General features: G+C 37.7%; 14 protein-coding genes. 2 read left to right on the forward strand and 12 right to left on the reverse strand.

What is annotated here, in order from left to right:
- Nucleotides 1-88: 88 nt before the first annotated feature.
- The 9 genes from ACY2RU_RS02040 to rsgA form a co-directional block, all read right to left on the reverse strand.
- Nucleotides 89-1,747, reverse strand: a complete 1,659-nt coding sequence (locus ACY2RU_RS02040) for a T9SS type A sorting domain-containing protein (RefSeq protein ID WP_490136736.1) — start codon at nucleotides 1,745-1,747, stop codon at nucleotides 89-91.
- A gap of 130 nt (nucleotides 1,748-1,877) precedes the next feature.
- Nucleotides 1,878-2,927, reverse strand: a complete 1,050-nt coding sequence (gene queA, locus ACY2RU_RS02045) for a tRNA preQ1(34) S-adenosylmethionine ribosyltransferase-isomerase QueA (RefSeq protein WP_490137463.1) — start codon at nucleotides 2,925-2,927, stop codon at nucleotides 1,878-1,880.
- An 81-nt stretch (nucleotides 2,928-3,008) separates the two neighbouring features.
- Complete coding sequence (locus ACY2RU_RS02050; RefSeq protein WP_490136737.1) at nucleotides 3,009-4,262, reverse strand: 3-phosphoshikimate 1-carboxyvinyltransferase; 1,254 nt, start codon at nucleotides 4,260-4,262, stop codon at nucleotides 3,009-3,011.
- The gene (locus ACY2RU_RS02055) at nucleotides 4,259-4,495 is read right to left on the reverse strand and encodes a hypothetical protein (RefSeq protein WP_490136738.1); all 237 of its coding nucleotides are present in this window, start codon (nucleotides 4,493-4,495) and stop codon (nucleotides 4,259-4,261) included. Before ACY2RU_RS02055 ends, ACY2RU_RS02050 begins: the two co-directional genes overlap by 4 nt.
- Nucleotides 4,495-4,821: a nucleotide pyrophosphohydrolase gene (locus ACY2RU_RS02060; RefSeq protein ID WP_490136739.1), complete on the reverse strand. Its 327-nt coding sequence runs from the start codon at nucleotides 4,819-4,821 to the stop codon at nucleotides 4,495-4,497. The genes ACY2RU_RS02055 and ACY2RU_RS02060 overlap by 1 nt, the downstream gene beginning before the upstream one ends.
- 3 nt (nucleotides 4,822-4,824) lie before the next feature.
- Nucleotides 4,825-6,849, reverse strand: a complete 2,025-nt coding sequence (locus tag ACY2RU_RS02065; protein WP_490136740.1) for a DUF3858 domain-containing protein — start codon at nucleotides 6,847-6,849, stop codon at nucleotides 4,825-4,827.
- A 15-nt stretch (nucleotides 6,850-6,864) separates the two neighbouring features.
- A complete protein-coding gene (locus ACY2RU_RS02070; RefSeq protein WP_490136741.1) occupies nucleotides 6,865-8,769 on the reverse strand; it encodes a DUF3858 domain-containing protein in 1,905 nt (634 codons plus the stop codon).
- Between the two features lie 36 nt (nucleotides 8,770-8,805).
- A complete protein-coding gene (gene dtd, locus ACY2RU_RS02075; RefSeq protein WP_490136742.1) occupies nucleotides 8,806-9,258 on the reverse strand; it encodes a D-aminoacyl-tRNA deacylase in 453 nt (150 codons plus the stop codon).
- Between the two features lie 6 nt (nucleotides 9,259-9,264).
- On the reverse strand, nucleotides 9,265-10,218 hold the full coding sequence (gene rsgA / locus ACY2RU_RS02080; protein WP_490136743.1) for a ribosome small subunit-dependent GTPase A: 954 nt from the start codon (nucleotides 10,216-10,218) through the stop codon (nucleotides 9,265-9,267).
- 88 nt (nucleotides 10,219-10,306) lie between these two features.
- Here rsgA and ACY2RU_RS02085 point away from each other — a divergent pair, with 88 nt between their 5' ends.
- On the forward strand, nucleotides 10,307-10,762 hold the full coding sequence (locus ACY2RU_RS02085) for a hypothetical protein (RefSeq protein WP_490136744.1): 456 nt from the start codon (nucleotides 10,307-10,309) through the stop codon (nucleotides 10,760-10,762).
- Nucleotides 10,763-10,809: 47 nt separating this feature from the next.
- On the opposite strand, the gene ACY2RU_RS02090 is transcribed toward ACY2RU_RS02085, so the two are convergent.
- Both ACY2RU_RS02090 and ACY2RU_RS02095 read right to left on the reverse strand, forming a co-directional pair.
- Nucleotides 10,810-11,892 carry a chorismate mutase gene (locus ACY2RU_RS02090; protein WP_490136745.1) on the reverse strand — a complete coding sequence of 361 codons (1,083 nt, stop codon included), beginning with the start codon at nucleotides 11,890-11,892 and terminating at the stop codon, nucleotides 10,810-10,812.
- Nucleotides 11,882-12,754 (reverse strand): prephenate dehydratase, encoded by an 873-nt coding sequence (locus ACY2RU_RS02095; RefSeq protein ID WP_490136746.1) that lies wholly within the window; start codon nucleotides 12,752-12,754, stop codon nucleotides 11,882-11,884. Before ACY2RU_RS02095 ends, ACY2RU_RS02090 begins: the two co-directional genes overlap by 11 nt.
- Before the next feature lie 244 nt (nucleotides 12,755-12,998).
- Between ACY2RU_RS02095 and gldA the strand changes: the two genes are divergently transcribed.
- A complete protein-coding gene (gldA, locus tag ACY2RU_RS02100) occupies nucleotides 12,999-13,898 on the forward strand; it encodes a gliding motility-associated ABC transporter ATP-binding subunit GldA (protein ID WP_490136747.1) in 900 nt (299 codons plus the stop codon).
- Here the strand turns inward: gldA and ACY2RU_RS02105 are convergent.
- Nucleotides 13,885-14,646 (reverse strand): head GIN domain-containing protein, encoded by a 762-nt coding sequence (locus ACY2RU_RS02105; protein ID WP_490136748.1) that lies wholly within the window; start codon nucleotides 14,644-14,646, stop codon nucleotides 13,885-13,887. The two genes, gldA and ACY2RU_RS02105, sit on opposite strands and share 14 nt — an antisense overlap.

Here is a 14,646-nt window from a genome sequence, read left to right on the forward strand (position 1 = left end):
ACCGTGCAAAAATACCAATTTTAAAGACCATAGTCATAAAAAAAGCCCTGTTTCGGTAGAAACAGGGCATCCCTTCTATTTATGTTCGTTATCTGCGTATAATAATCTTCTTTGTACTATTTTGATCACTGTCTTCATCAACTAAATGTAGAAAGTAAATTCCGTCTTCAAACGCCTGAATATTGATACTGCTTTCAGAAGCACTTAATGAACCAGCTAATAATTGTTGCCCAGTTACATTGTAGAATTGAAATTGTAAGTTAGGATATTTTCCATTCATTACGATTAAATAATCTGAAGCAGGATTTGGATAGATATCTAAAGAACCCTCTAATTCTACATCGGGTATACTCAAAAGATTCTGCATGGTATCTGCTGAAGTCTGACCAGAACCACTCGGATCTAACCAATCGCTTAAACGCGTTTCAGAAGTTTGCCCATGGTCCCACGAAACTGCGAATCTTCCGTAAATATCGTAGTCGTTATTATTTTCATTATCAACACAAAAAGATTGCCCAGCATACAATTGCCCAATAATCCTTCCGTCTTGATTAAACAATGGAGATCCCGATGAACCACTTTCGGTAGTGCCAATCTCCCAGCCGTTTCCTGTTCCAACAGAAACGCCGCCAATTAGCCATACCTCAGTGCCATTTGCAGTATCTTTTACAGCACCACTATCATCTCTACATATCTTCATGATATCACCATTAGGATGGTGTATTCCAACTTCAAATTGTGGCAGCGCATCTGTTGCATCCCAACCTGCAAAGGCCACGTCCCAAGAATTTGGAATTTGACTATATAATTCAACAAGTGCAAAATCACTGGCTGTATTTGTTGCGCGTAACTGTGCGCCACTCATGGTAAAATTGGTCGAAATATCCTGACTTTCCTCTGAATCTGCACAAATAGGATTTGGACTCATCCAATTGAAACGGATAGACCATAAATTTGGATCACTATTTTGCAAACAATGGTTTGCTGTCAATAAATAAGGTGTTTTATCGTTTGCGGAATTATTGATAAGCGATGCTGAACAAAGAAATCCATTACCCAAATTTAGCAAGGCAACCGTTTTCTTTACGAGGTCTTTAATATCATCAAAATCGGAACCGATTGGGCAGTTTACATCGTAATTACAATCTCCCGAATCATTTAGCCCACGTGCATTTTCAACAAATTGATTGACTTTCCCTAAGCGATATCCGTGAATTACACTACCTATTTCAAGCTTGAAATTTTCAGATACCTGATATGGCTCGTAATATTCGATCCAGATAAGGTCTCCCGCAACAAACCATGAGCCTAATTTATTTGTTGGTGTATTTTGTCCTTTGTAATACGGGATTGAATAATCACTTCCATCGCCATTGTAAAGTTGAAGTCGGCCTCCTTCAGGAAGATAAAAATTGTTAAAATTTACGCTCATGTTAATCGCATGAGGGGAGCGAATAGAAACTCTCCAGATACGATCGCCATTTGGCAATACAGTCCATTCACCACTAGTTTCAGTATCAATAGCTATTGGCCTTGAGATACCGTAGCGCCAGGGCATGGTCTTATCAAGATCATTGATGCTATCTTCACGCTGTACTGCGCTCAGGTCTAAAGGAGGCAGCTCAATACCGTTCATGCTACGTGCTAGATCAAGCGACCAACTAAGTGGTTGTGCGTCTTGGCTCTCTTGCGAGAAGCAAAACGTCACACTCAAAAATAGCGCTATAAATAACAGACTGCGTTGCATAAAACTATTGGTTAGTCATTAATCTAATATACTAATTTAGTTGATTCTTACGACATTAGGAAAGAGAATTGCTATAAAATAAAAAAAGCCCAACAAATTGTTGAGCTTTCTAAGTTATATAGGCGATTGTTTAGATAATCAGCATCGCGTCACCATAGGTGTAAAAACGATATTTTTCTTTGATCGCTTCGGCGTAGGCTTCTTTAATGAATTCGTGTCCTGCAAAGGCCGACACCATCATCAACAAGGTAGATTTTGGCGTGTGAAAATTAGTCACCATTGCATTGGCAATACTAAAATCATGTGGTGGAAACACAAACTTATTTGTCCATCCAGTATAGGCATTTAGCCTATAGTCTGAAGACACAGAGCTTTCTAGGGCTCGCATTACTGTAGTACCCACGGCACAAACTCTTCTTTTTTCTGAAATCCCTCTATTGATAATATCGGCAGCTTCCTGTCCAACACTCATCTCTTCGCTATCCATTTTGTGCTTCGAAAGATCTTCTACTTCAACAGCACTGAAAGTTCCGAGTCCAACGTGCAAGGTTACCTCAGCAAAATTAACTCCTTTGATCTCGAGACGCTTAAGCAAATGTTTTGAAAAGTGCAATCCTGCTGTAGGAGCAGCTACTGCACCTTCTTCACGCGCATAGATCGTTTGGTAGCGCTCGGCATCTTCAGGCTCTACTTCTCTTTTGATATATTTTGGAAGTGGTGTTTCACCAAGCTCAGTTAATTTACTTCTAAATTCTTCATAAGAACCATCAAACAAAAAACGTAATGTTCTTCCTCTAGAAGTTGTATTGTCAATTACTTCAGCGACCAAAGACTCATCGTCGCCGAAATATAATTTATTTCCAATTCTAATTTTTCTTGCAGGATCAACTAAAACATCCCAAAGTCTAGTTTCACTGTTAAGCTCTCGTAATAAAAATACTTCAATACGCGCTCCGGTCTTTTCTTTATTACCGAATAAACGTGCAGGAAAAACCTTCGTATTATTTAGCACCAACACATCATCTTCCTTGAAATAATCAATGAGATCTTTAAACATTTTGTGCTCAATGGTCTTTTCCTTTCTGTTAAGAACCATTAAGCGCGACTCGTCGCGATTAGGCGAAGGGTATTCCGCTAATAATTCTTCAGGAAGTTCAAAGCTAAAATTTGAGAGTTTCATCCCCATAGGTAAGTGGTTTTATTGTGAAAAGCTGCAAATATACAACCTCAGCATAGGGGATGTCAAGTAAATGACCATTTATTATTTTAAATCGATCGCAATCCCCAGCTTCTCTAGAGCATCATAAAATTGTGGAAATGATTTAGTAACCACCATGGCATCTTCAATGACGATTGGAAATAGCAACGACAAAGGCGCAAAAGCCATAGCCATACGATGATCTTGATAGGTTTTGATAGTAACACCCGAAACAGGATTAGAACACGGTTCTAGCTGCAGTGAATCATTGGAAATTCTAACTACTGCACCTAATTTTTCTAATTCAGTTTTTAAGGCTTCCAATCGATCGGTCTCTTTGATCTTTAAAGTGTGTAGCCCTGTCAAATCACACCCAATGCCAAGTCCGAAGCAAGTAACCGCGATCGTTTGAGCAATATCGGGCGTGTTTACAAGATCAAGGGTGACTTTCTTTGAAACATCAATAGGAATTCTTGACAGTGTGATACGCTCTTCGGAAGGATCAAAAACAGTAGAAACTCCTAGGTTTTTATATATATCAACAAGTGCACGATCCCCTTGAAGGCTTTCCTTTTTATAACTAGTTAACGTGATCTGAAGATCATCTGATAAAGCTACCAAACTAAAAAAGTAAGATGCCGAACTCCAGTCAGATTCAATCGTTAGAGTCTTTTTGGGTATTTCAGTAATAGCATTAATAGAAATCTCACTGGTTGCGTTTTCGTCTTCCGAAGAAAAAAAATGGCAACGAACTCCCAAAACTTCAAGTAATTGAAGTGTCATATTGATATACGGAACGGAGGTTACCGCTCCCTCAAGAATGATCTTTAATCCTTTTGGCAATGATGGCGCAATTAACATCAGCGCAGAAATATACTGACTGCTTACATTGGCTTTCATTGTTACTGTAGCTTGCGATAGGCCTTTCCCCTTAATTTGAAGCGGCGGATATCCTTCTTTATTTAAATAGGTTATGTCTGCACCGAGATCTCGCAGCGCATTGACTAAAATTGCAATAGGTCGTTGCTGCATTCGCTCACTACCAGTAAGCACTACTTCTCTATTCTCTTGACAAGCGAAATAGGCGGTTAAAAAACGCATGGCAGTACCTGCGTGATGTACATCGATGGTTTTATCTGTTGAACACAATGCCTTTTTAAGCACCTGAGTATCATCACTATTTGAGATGTTCTCAATGGTTATAGAATCAAAAAGGGCTTGTAATATCAACAGCCTATTTGATTCGCTTTTTGAACCTGTGACTAAAATTTCAGTTGCTTGAGAAGATCGTTCGGTAAAAGATAAATGCGCATTCATTTTCTTTGATCTTCTCGTTTAAGTTTGGCCCAATACTTTCCGAAGGTCACAAAAACACTCGCCACAAAACCGCATAGAAGAAACACCAAATAGCTTGAAGCGGACAGGTTTTTTACTTCAGAAGTAAAACCTGAAAACCCCCATCGCAAAAGAAAAAGCACAATAGCATATACAAAGCTCAATACGATGACCGACTTCCAAAATCCTTTATACGTGACGACTCTTTTGAGCATTATTTTAATTTTTCGTTGCCGTGATGACGATCGTGATCACGTTTGGTTTTTAGGTCCAACTTTTTATCGAAAGCCTCTTGTAAATTAACACCCGTTTGATTTGCTAAACACAGCACCACAAAAACAACATCAGCAAGTTCTTCACCTAAGTCCTTATTCTTATCACTTTCCTTTTCACTTTGCTCACCGTAACGTCGTGCAATAATACGCGCAACTTCACCTACTTCTTCGGTGAGTTGTGCCATGTTGGTCAACTCATTGAAATAACGAACACCGTGTTCTTTGATCCAATGATCAACGGCTAGTTGGGCGTCTTGAATATTCATGTTTTATGTTTTAGAAAGTACGATCTTTTCGTTTTGTTTATCAATTATCAATTGGTAGAATTTTTTAAGGTCTCCATATTTTTCCGAAGAAATAAGCGCCTGGCTAATTGTAAACTCGGTCGACACCTGAATAATTGCACCTCTTTGATTAGCAACATACTTAAAGCTTCCTTCGTTTTCTCCTAAACTGTATGCAATCGCCTCTGGAATGGTTTCCACTACATATCCTTCTGGGATGGTTATATTGATAATGTACCTATCTTTCATTGGATATTGAAAATCTACAGGATATTGTCTTTCTTCCATTTGAAAGGGACTTTCTTTTAACGCAAGAAAAAGCATTGGACTTAAATACAGTTTATCACCTATTTCTTCTACCGCGTCCGTAGTTTTGAATGAATAAGAAAGATTAACAGGGATGTATAGTTTTTTTAAATTTTCAAAGGCTATTTCTGATAATTCCGTTTCACCTTTATCTTTTTCCAAAAGCATTCGCTTTGACTCATCATCAAGGTTATGATATATCTCGCGATGCCTCATAGCATAGTGTCCCGAAAAACGACATTGTAAATCTCCCTCCAATGACTGATCAGAATTTAACGTTGCATTTAACATTACACTTTCAGTGGCCGGCTTTGTAGGAACTAGTGGTACCCAAGCAGAGCTTCCTTCTTCTCGAATAATACGACCCTGCCAATTGAGTAGTTTTTCAGATAAAATACCAACCTCACTAAACTTATCTGATGCATCCAACAATAAAACACCGTTAGGAATTTCTACACCAGCGATCACATAATTAAAGCCATTTCTGGTGGGGAAAATAGGGACTCCATGATTTTTTGTGCTTATTAATATAGGGTTGGCATTAAGTCCTGCATAACGAAGCATGGCAGTGAGCATCAAATTAATGTCACCAACATTTCCAGTCCCTTTTTTATAAGCATCTTTAACGCCTTCATTTGCATAAAAACTTGTATACCCATTCCAAGCCATTTTAGCTTTAACAAATTCGAAAATCTTGATCATTTTGGTTTCGGGATTGCTAATACCGCTTAATAACGCATCAATATCTTTCTTAAAAAAGTTTTTAGTACTTAATTGATCTCCAAAAGAAGGACTGTCATATATAGATTTCGAAACGGCTTCCCAATTAGTTGTATAGCTATTTATATTTGAACTAGGAAATTTGGTATAAGAAAGCTCAAACTTAAGAGATGACATGAAGTTATCTATGTTTCCCGCATACTTTTCTTCCTTTACTCCTGGTACGTTTTCCATACTCACTGTATAGACATCCTCTTTAAATGTAACGTCGGTTGTTTGTGTTGATGGAACAGCTCTCCCGCCGCGAATACCTGGGTTGGCTGGAACCGTATAACGATATGTCATCGTTCGTGTCTTTCCTTCTGTTAGAATATTAAAAGGGATCCAACCACGACTGTGCGTTTTGAATGAAAAATATTCTGGACTCACAAATCGCATTTCTGATTTCTCAACTGGAATGCTTTCTTGGAAACGAAAGGCATCAATATTGCTATAGAAGGGTGACTTGATTGTGTACTGATATTCAATAACACAACCTTCACTTACATTAGGCATGGTAAACTTTTTCAGTTCCATGTACTTACTTACTTCCTCATCAAAAATACCATCTCTTTTCAATTTGGTTTCTTCCAATTGTCCATTGGAATCTAGTGAATAGGTATATCCTTTCAGCCCCGTTAGTTCTTCGTCTTGACTTCCTGCAGTTTGATATAGCTCTACCGCTTTATTTGCCCAATCGAAGCCTTCCTTATCATATATTTTTACACGTTCAAATACTTCCGTCATTAAATAAAAACCATCATCTTCGGCATATTGAAAATCAGTTTTATACTCTCTATAGAGGATAGCTGCATGCGCATCAGGATCGACAGGATGCTGTTTTTGGGCAACTTCTTCAACACTCACTTTTCCGAAGCGATAGTCTTGCGCATTTACATATATGCCAGTAAACATAAAGGCAAGAAGGATTATTTTAAATTTCATACTCTTGGTTTATAGTTAGTTGTTATTTGTAAGTAATATTTTCACTTTATCGTGTCTCGCGATCTCCTTGCGGAAATTACGATATTTTGCATAATCTTCTTTTGGATAAACTCCTTTGTTGATCATTAATGTACGCTCATAGCGATAGGTCTTATCGTCGATCTTTTCAACTTTGGAAGTATATAAACCAAATTTATTTTCAACACGCACAGGTTCTGGGATCGAAGCGACCTCAAGGTTGTCTGCAAGCGTTATATCAACAGTATCTGTATCTAAATAAGATTGCGAGAGATAAAGCTTTCTTTTTCTACTCGGAATACGCGGTGGAATGTAATCACTTCTATTAAACACGTTTAAAGCCAACAAATAGTCATTTCCAACTTTCGCACAATATCCAGGAATATCTATTGTCAGGTTTTCTTTAAATACAATGGCCTCCCGGTCATTCTCGAACTGTATGCTGGTTAGTTTAAAACCATTAATATAATCCCAAAAATCCTTGTAATACTCTTTTTGTTCACTTTCGGTTCTACGATCAAGCCAATACTTGTTCTCATATTGAAGCCCTGTAGAAATGGTACTCACTTTAGCTTTTAGTCCGCCCTTAACCCCAACTGTAGCCTCAACATTATTAACTTGTTTACTTTCTTCTGAAGTATAAGCCTTAGTACGTACAATCTTACCGCCGTCTTCTGTAATAATTAAGACATCACGGTCATCACTAAAGCTTCCGTTATAACCAAAAGGTGTACTCTGACTCGTACACTCTAACCACCAAATTTTTTCGCCATCGGGAACACCAAGTAAAACGTGATTGCCCTCCATGGTAGAAAATTCGGGATCCATGCTCTTCTGTGAATCTCCTGCGTGAAGCACCGTATAATAAGATGGAACACCAATAGCGTCTAACATCGCTTTGGTATAATTGGTTAATGCTTTACAATCTCCATAAGCAAGTTTATCAACATCTTCAGCCAGCATAGGTTTCCAGCCTCCAATACCTACTTGCACACTGATGTATCGCACCTTACTTTGCAGATAATCGTATATTTTTTTTGCCTTACCAATGTTGGTCGTCTCATTTGCGGTAAGTGCTTTTGCTTGTTCAACTGCACTTACGGGCAACTCACTTACATCGTGCAGTAACTTATTTTGCATCCAATCCCCAAATTCTTTCCAGTTTTTAGCTGTAGCTGAAACGCCCTTCAAATAAAACTCATTTAAAGCAAATTTGACATTTGGAGTAAATTTATCTAATGAAAGACTGTGCTCTTCATATCGAATGGCTTCAAGATTTGTTGCTGTATATTTTATTTCGCTAGGGCCTTCCGAAATCTCCACGTTAAACTCATTTAGATGTTGAGATTTCATTCGAGGTTTATTCTCTGGATTATATTTTAAAATATATTCATCCTTTAAAGTGGTCACATAATAGGAATCAATAGGCTCCCAAGGCGGAATAAAGGCCGTAGTACGGCTTTCAGTAGTATATTCTATGACCGAAGTATACGGATATGATGCAGGAGTATACCCCATGACCAATAGCCGATTATCATTATAAATGGATACTCCGTCAAAAATACTTCGATCAACAAAATCGCTTTTTCGACACCGCTTAATTCGTTCTCCTGAAGCGTCATAAATGGTAGCTTCTAAGTTTTTGATCTTAACGTCGTCATCATATGCAACATAGTCTATGACCTCTTTATCGCCTTTTTTATTAAGTACGGTTATGACCTGACGGAAGGTGGTGAGCATCCTGTCATTTTTGGTGACGTCTATTTCTGTAATTTGTTCAACTATAACGCTATTGGCGTTATTAGTAATTTTTTTGTCTAGTTGTAATACGGCATAATCTCTTTTTTGAGCATGTCCAAGAACAACCATAAAAAGTAGCAAGTAGCGAATATTTTTAATCATGTCTATGTATTGGGGCGAAATTTAGGAAAGCTTAAACTATTCCCGGTTTTTCGAATCTATAATGATTGTAACCGGTCCATCATTGACAAGCGAAACATCCATCATTGCACCAAATGTACCCGTTTGAACTTTTTTATTCAAATCTTTTTGCAATTGTTGCACAAATTGTTGGTATAACGGTATTGCAACGTCAGGTCGAGCAGCCTTTATAAATGATGGTCGATTACCTTTTTTTGTACTTGCATGCAGTGTAAACTGACTAACCACTATAATATCACCATCGACATCGACGATGGATCGATTCATAGCTCCTTCTTCATCTGAAAACACACGTAACTTGCACACCTTTCCGCAGAGCCAGGCAATATCCTCATCGTTATCTTCGGTTTCTATGCCTAATAAAATAAGGAAACCGCATCCAATTTTTGAAACGATTTTCTCATCAACTGTAACCGATGCTTCTCGAACTCTTTGAATTACAATGCGCATAAAAAATTAGCTTTCGTCGTTGTAAATATCTTTTCGGTAATGCTCTTCTTCCCCTTCCAAAATTTGCAAGTAACTTTTATATCGTGACCAGGCAATTTCTCCAGTTTCCAAAGCCTCTTTTACAGCGCACTTTGGTTCTTCAATATGCATACAATTATTAAATTTACAATGCTTTTTACGTTCAAAAAATTCTGGAAAATATCCTCCTAATTCTTCTTTCTCAATCTCAACCACACCAAAACCCTTAATTCCAGGAGTGTCAATAATTTGAGCGTCAAATGACAGATCATACATCTCTGCAAAAGTTGTGGTGTGCTGCCCCTGCATATGTTGTTCTGATATTTCCGAAGTCTTTAATCCTAAACTTGGCTCTAAAGCATTTACTAAGGTTGATTTACCAACACCACTATGCCCAGAAAACATACTTACCTTATGTTTCATCAACGCTTTTACCTTGTCCATGTTTTTGCCCGTCACAGCCGAAATCCCAATACACTCATACCCTATCTTTCGATACATGGCTGCCATATATTTTATCTCGAGCAGCTCGTCCTCATTATAGGTGTCAATTTTGTTAAAAAGCAATACCGCCTTGATATCGTAGGCTTCGGCAGTTACCAGAAAACGATCTATAAAGGTGGTAAATGTAGGCGGATTGTTGAGTGTAACCAGTAAAAATGCAATATCAATATTGGCAGCAATAATGTGCGTTTGCTTTGAAAGATTAACCGACTTACGAATGATGTAATTATCGCGAGGCTCAATTTTTTTGATCACGCCAACCGTTTCATCACCTTTTTTTTCCACATCAAATTCTACATGGTCGCCCACAGACACAGGGTTTGTGCTTTTGATACCTTCCATACGGAACTTACCCTTAATTCGGCATTCAAAAAAAATACCTTGTTCAGATTTTACTGTATACCAACTTCCCGTAGATTTATAAACCGTTCCTTTCATCTGCTGCAAAATTCAGAAAATAAAAGCAGATAGCACCCATTTTTGATTTACTTTTAAATGTAATTTGCTAACACATAAACCTATTGATATGAAAAAAGTATTTTTTGCTCTGCTGCTAACTCTTGTTTTTGCTTCGGAAATGTACGCACAACAATATGAAATGAAGGTGATCACCAGCGTTGAATCTATTGTGGCCAACGGCTTGGGGAGATCCCGCCTTATTTCTGCAAATGCCGATCGCGACTACAAAGAATTTACAACAACCCAGTCTGAAGACGACAACGGCCGAAACAAATCGGATCGCTCAGACATTCGTGTAAAAGATTTTGACGAAACAAAATTGTTGAATTTTTACAACTTAGGCGGAATTAGATTTCAAAACATTGCAGCTAATGACGCTTTGATGACTTCAAAAATAAATGATATGCTCATGCAAGGCTGGGATCTTGCCTTTGTGTCTTCTGCAGTAGAAAGTGATTCGGGGAAAGACGACGGACAAGGAATTTTTATTACCCGATATATTTTTAAACGCATAAAACAATAGTTAATAAAATTCCATAAAAAAGCCCGTAAATACGGGCTTTTTTAATACTATTTTGTGATGATTTGTTTTTGATGATTTATAGATTCTTGATGAATCGCTTTATAAATCTTCAGAATAAATTCTTCACTTAAATGATACTCTTCACCTTCCAGGATCATCTTGCCTAGAATTTCGTTCCAACGTTTTGTTTGCAAAATGGCCACATTATTCTTCTTTTTTAAAGCTCCTATTTCATCTGAAATCATCATACGCTTACCTAAAACCTCTAAAAGCTGATGATCCATTACATCAATCTTCGTTCGTAACGTATTTAATTTGTTTTTAAACTCAATGGCATCGCCTTCTTCTTTTCGTATTCGTAGATCAACTGTCATTTGATCAAGTGTTGCCGGTGTAATTTGCTGTTTAGCATCACTCCAGGCATTGTCTGGATCAAAATGTGTTTCAACCATTAGCCCGTCATAATTGAGATCTAAAGCTGTTTGGCATAAATCGAAAATAAGATCTCGCCTACCCGCAATATGTGAAGGATCTAAAATTAGAGGCAGATCAGGAAAACGATTTTGCAGATCTATAGGTATTTGCCATTCGGGATTATTACGATAGGTATTTTTCTCATAGGTTGAAAACCCACGGTGAATAACCCCTAGATTTCTAACATCTGCTTCATAAAATCGCTCAACCGCCCCCAGCCATAGCGCTAGATCTGGATTGACAGGATTCTTAATAAGCACCACCTTATCGGTTCCTTTAAGGGCATCCGCAATTTCTTGTACAATAAATGGTGAAACTGTGGTTCGAGCGCCTATCCAAAGGATATCGACATCATGCTTTAATGCTAGATCAACGTGATTCGCATTAGCCACTTCGGTAGTAGTAAGCATTCCCGTTTCTGCTTTTGCCTTCTGAAGCCATTTTAATCCTAAGGCACCAACTCCTTCAAAATTACCCGGGCGGGTTCGAGGCTTCCAAATACCTGCGCGCAACACTGTAGCATCGGTGTCCTTTAATTGATGTGCTATCTTAAGTACTTGTTCTTCGGTTTCAGCACTACACGGACCGGCAATTACTAATGGATGTGCAAGTTCCATCTTATTTAGCCAGTTGCGTAAGTTTTTATTATTTTCCATGTATCAAAATATTATTCAATTCGCTTGGTGTATTTTCTAAATTATGCTTGTAAACACCTAATACTTTTAATTCTTTAACAGCTTTTTCAAGAATATTTGTAACTTCCTGAAAGAGGCTGTAATCTTCAAAAAGTACGTCTATAAAAAAGGCATACTGCCAGGGTTTTCCTATGATCGGTAAGGATTGTATTTTGGTCAAATTGATGTCAAAGGTACTTAACAATTGTAATACATTTGACAAACTTCCTATAGAATGGTCCAATTCAAATTTTAGAGACGCCTTATTGACAATTTTGCTTATTTCTGCCGATTCCCGGCCAATAACAACAAAACGTGTCTTATTTTCCTTAATATTCTGAACACTGCCTTCCAAAATGGTAAGTCCGAATTTTTCTGCAACTTGCTTTCCTGCGATAGCGGCAACACCCTTAAGTTGCAATTCTTTAATTCTTCTTGCTTCACTGGCGGTATCTTTTCCTTCAATGATCTTGCAATGAGGTTGCAGACGCATTAAGTAATTCTTACACTGCTGTAATGCTACTGGATGAGAATGGATCTCGTCAATGGTATGAATTGTCTCGCCTTCTAAGGCCATTACATACATATCTATGGTTAAAAACGTTTCATCAAGAATTTTAAAATCACCAGCGTCTATCAGGTTATAGTTAGGTAAAATAGAACCCGCGATCGAATTTTCTAGAGCAATCACACCTACATCTGCTTTAAAACGAGCTACGTTTTGGGTTACATTTTCAAAAGAATCACAGGTAACCAGTTCAATTGTATTGTTTGGAAATAACTTTATTGCAGCTTGATGATGAAATGAGCTTTCAATTCCTTGGATAGCGATTTTTATAGACATAGTTTTGATTTTTAGGCATAAAAAAAGTCCCGAAGATAACTCCGAGACTTTACTACTAATTAATATTTTGAATTAATCACATATCAAGCTCGGATCTTTCCGTAAAATAGAAAAACCAAAAATTGAAATATGTAATTAAATTGTACATTATACGTTTCTGAATAGCTAATGTAGCTAAAACTAAATAAAATTAAACTGTTTTTTACGCTTTTATAATTATGTAATTTTGTTTCACTGAAAGTATATGTCAATAGAGGTTAAAAATATATCTAAAGTCTACGGAACGCAACTTGCGTTAAAAAATGTGTCTTTCTCTATCAACAAGGGTGAGATCGTTGGTTTTCTTGGCCCAAATGGCGCTGGAAAATCGACTTTAATGAAGATACTCACTACCTATTTAATTCCTTCGGAAGGTGGTGCCGTGGTAAACGGATTTGATATTTCCGAAGAAAAGAAAGACGTTCAAAAAAGCATTGGTTACCTGCCCGAACACAATCCGTTATATTTAGACATGTATGTTCGGGAATATTTGGCTTTTAGTGCAGCTGTTTACAGATGCTCCAAAAATGCCGTGACTCAAGCGATCGAAAAAACAGGATTAACACCGGAAGCGCACAAAAAGATCGGTCAACTTTCAAAGGGGTATCGGCAGCGCGTAGGTTTGGCTAATTCACTGCTCCACGATCCAGAGGTATTAATTCTTGATGAACCCACAACTGGTTTAGACCCTAATCAATTGGTAGAAATAAGAGAACTCATTAAAAGTGTTGGTAGCACAAAAACGGTGTTACTGTCTACCCACATCATGCAAGAGGTTGAAGCCATTTGCGACCGTGTTATCATAATTAATAAAGGTGAAATCGTTCTCGATAAAAAACTTGCAGAACTAACTCAAGGTAAGGCTCAAATTGTTGAAGTAGAATTTGACTATAGAGTGGAAGAAGTGGCTCTCAATAAGCTTCCTAATGTTTCAAAAGTGGAAAACAGCGCCGGATTTGTATATCAAATTTATTTTGACACTGAAAGAGATATGCGAGCACAAGTGTTTGATTTTGCTCATGACAACGGACTCAAAATCCTACAATTACATCAAAAAAACACAACCTTAGAAAAGCTTTTTATAGAGCTAACTACTCAAAAATAAGTCGGCCACGGTATAGAGCCTCCACCTCTACCACAGGCGGACGATTTTTAGAGATCACATCTCCAGAGTTTACAATTCTACCCGTCAATCGTTCCTGCGGGTTTACAATGATCTTATTTGTTCCGCGGTGATAAATAGCGACGTCGTTTACAATCAAATTAGCTGCTTCTATACGAACATCCCCAGAAAAAACAGCAAAATATGCCCTATCTGCGGTTCCCGTCAAGAAGAAATTTGAGAGTCCTGTAGCAACCAATTCTAGGTTCTCACATTCAACAGTAAGGATAAAATCACCATCAATATGAAATTGATCTTCATTTTCACGATCTTCAGAGGTCAAAACTAAGTTTGGAAATTTTAGCACGCCTCTACTTTCAACTGGCAATCCAGAGCTATTTCGAATTTCAGTAAGGTTAGGCACGGTGATAAAAACTTTTGTAATGCCATAATCACGTGCCAAATTACATCCATTATTGTTGATGATTTCTAGCTGTTGGTTCTTGACCTTTACCTCAACATCATTAAATAAATTGGCTCCGGTTTCAACAACGACCTTTTGTGTTTCCCCTTGGCTTATGATCAATTGCGTTCGTTCCCAAACAATTACTTTGTCAAAAAACGGAAGGCTCATCTCTTCTTGAATAATTTCTCCAGAAGCTTGAAAACAGTTCAGTCCTTTTTCCGAATCACATCCTAAAAGAAGAGTCAAAACAACTACTATAAGTGAAAATTTCCCGATTCTTTTCAT

The sequence above is a fragment of the Ulvibacter sp. 2305UL32-6 genome, from assembly GCF_058148545.1.

Excerpts from the sequence above, each read along its gene's own strand:
- ACY2RU_RS02040 (WP_490136736.1), bottom strand. The coding sequence starts at position 1,747 with ATGCAACGCAGTCTGTTATTTATAGCGCTATTTTTGAGTGTGACGTTT.
- queA (WP_490137463.1), bottom strand. The coding sequence starts at position 2,927 with ATGAAACTCTCAAATTTTAGCTTTGAACTTCCTGAAGAATTATTAGCG.
- ACY2RU_RS02050 (WP_490136737.1), bottom strand. The coding sequence starts at position 4,262 with ATGAATGCGCATTTATCTTTTACCGAACGATCTTCTCAAGCAACTGAA.
- ACY2RU_RS02055 (WP_490136738.1), bottom strand. The coding sequence starts at position 4,495 with ATGCTCAAAAGAGTCGTCACGTATAAAGGATTTTGGAAGTCGGTCATC.
- ACY2RU_RS02060 (WP_490136739.1), bottom strand. The coding sequence starts at position 4,821 with ATGAATATTCAAGACGCCCAACTAGCCGTTGATCATTGGATCAAAGAA.
- ACY2RU_RS02065 (WP_490136740.1), bottom strand. The coding sequence starts at position 6,849 with ATGAAATTTAAAATAATCCTTCTTGCCTTTATGTTTACTGGCATATAT.
- ACY2RU_RS02070 (WP_490136741.1), bottom strand. The coding sequence starts at position 8,769 with ATGATTAAAAATATTCGCTACTTGCTACTTTTTATGGTTGTTCTTGGA.
- dtd (WP_490136742.1), bottom strand. The coding sequence starts at position 9,258 with ATGCGCATTGTAATTCAAAGAGTTCGAGAAGCATCGGTTACAGTTGAT.
- rsgA (WP_490136743.1), bottom strand. The coding sequence starts at position 10,218 with ATGAAAGGAACGGTTTATAAATCTACGGGAAGTTGGTATACAGTAAAA.
- ACY2RU_RS02085 (WP_490136744.1), top strand. The coding sequence starts at position 10,307 with ATGAAAAAAGTATTTTTTGCTCTGCTGCTAACTCTTGTTTTTGCTTCG.
- ACY2RU_RS02090 (WP_490136745.1), bottom strand. The coding sequence starts at position 11,892 with ATGGAAAATAATAAAAACTTACGCAACTGGCTAAATAAGATGGAACTT.
- ACY2RU_RS02095 (WP_490136746.1), bottom strand. The coding sequence starts at position 12,754 with ATGTCTATAAAAATCGCTATCCAAGGAATTGAAAGCTCATTTCATCAT.
- gldA (WP_490136747.1), top strand. The coding sequence starts at position 12,999 with ATGTCAATAGAGGTTAAAAATATATCTAAAGTCTACGGAACGCAACTT.
- ACY2RU_RS02105 (WP_490136748.1), bottom strand. The coding sequence starts at position 14,646 with ATGAAAAGAATCGGGAAATTTTCACTTATAGTAGTTGTTTTGACTCTT.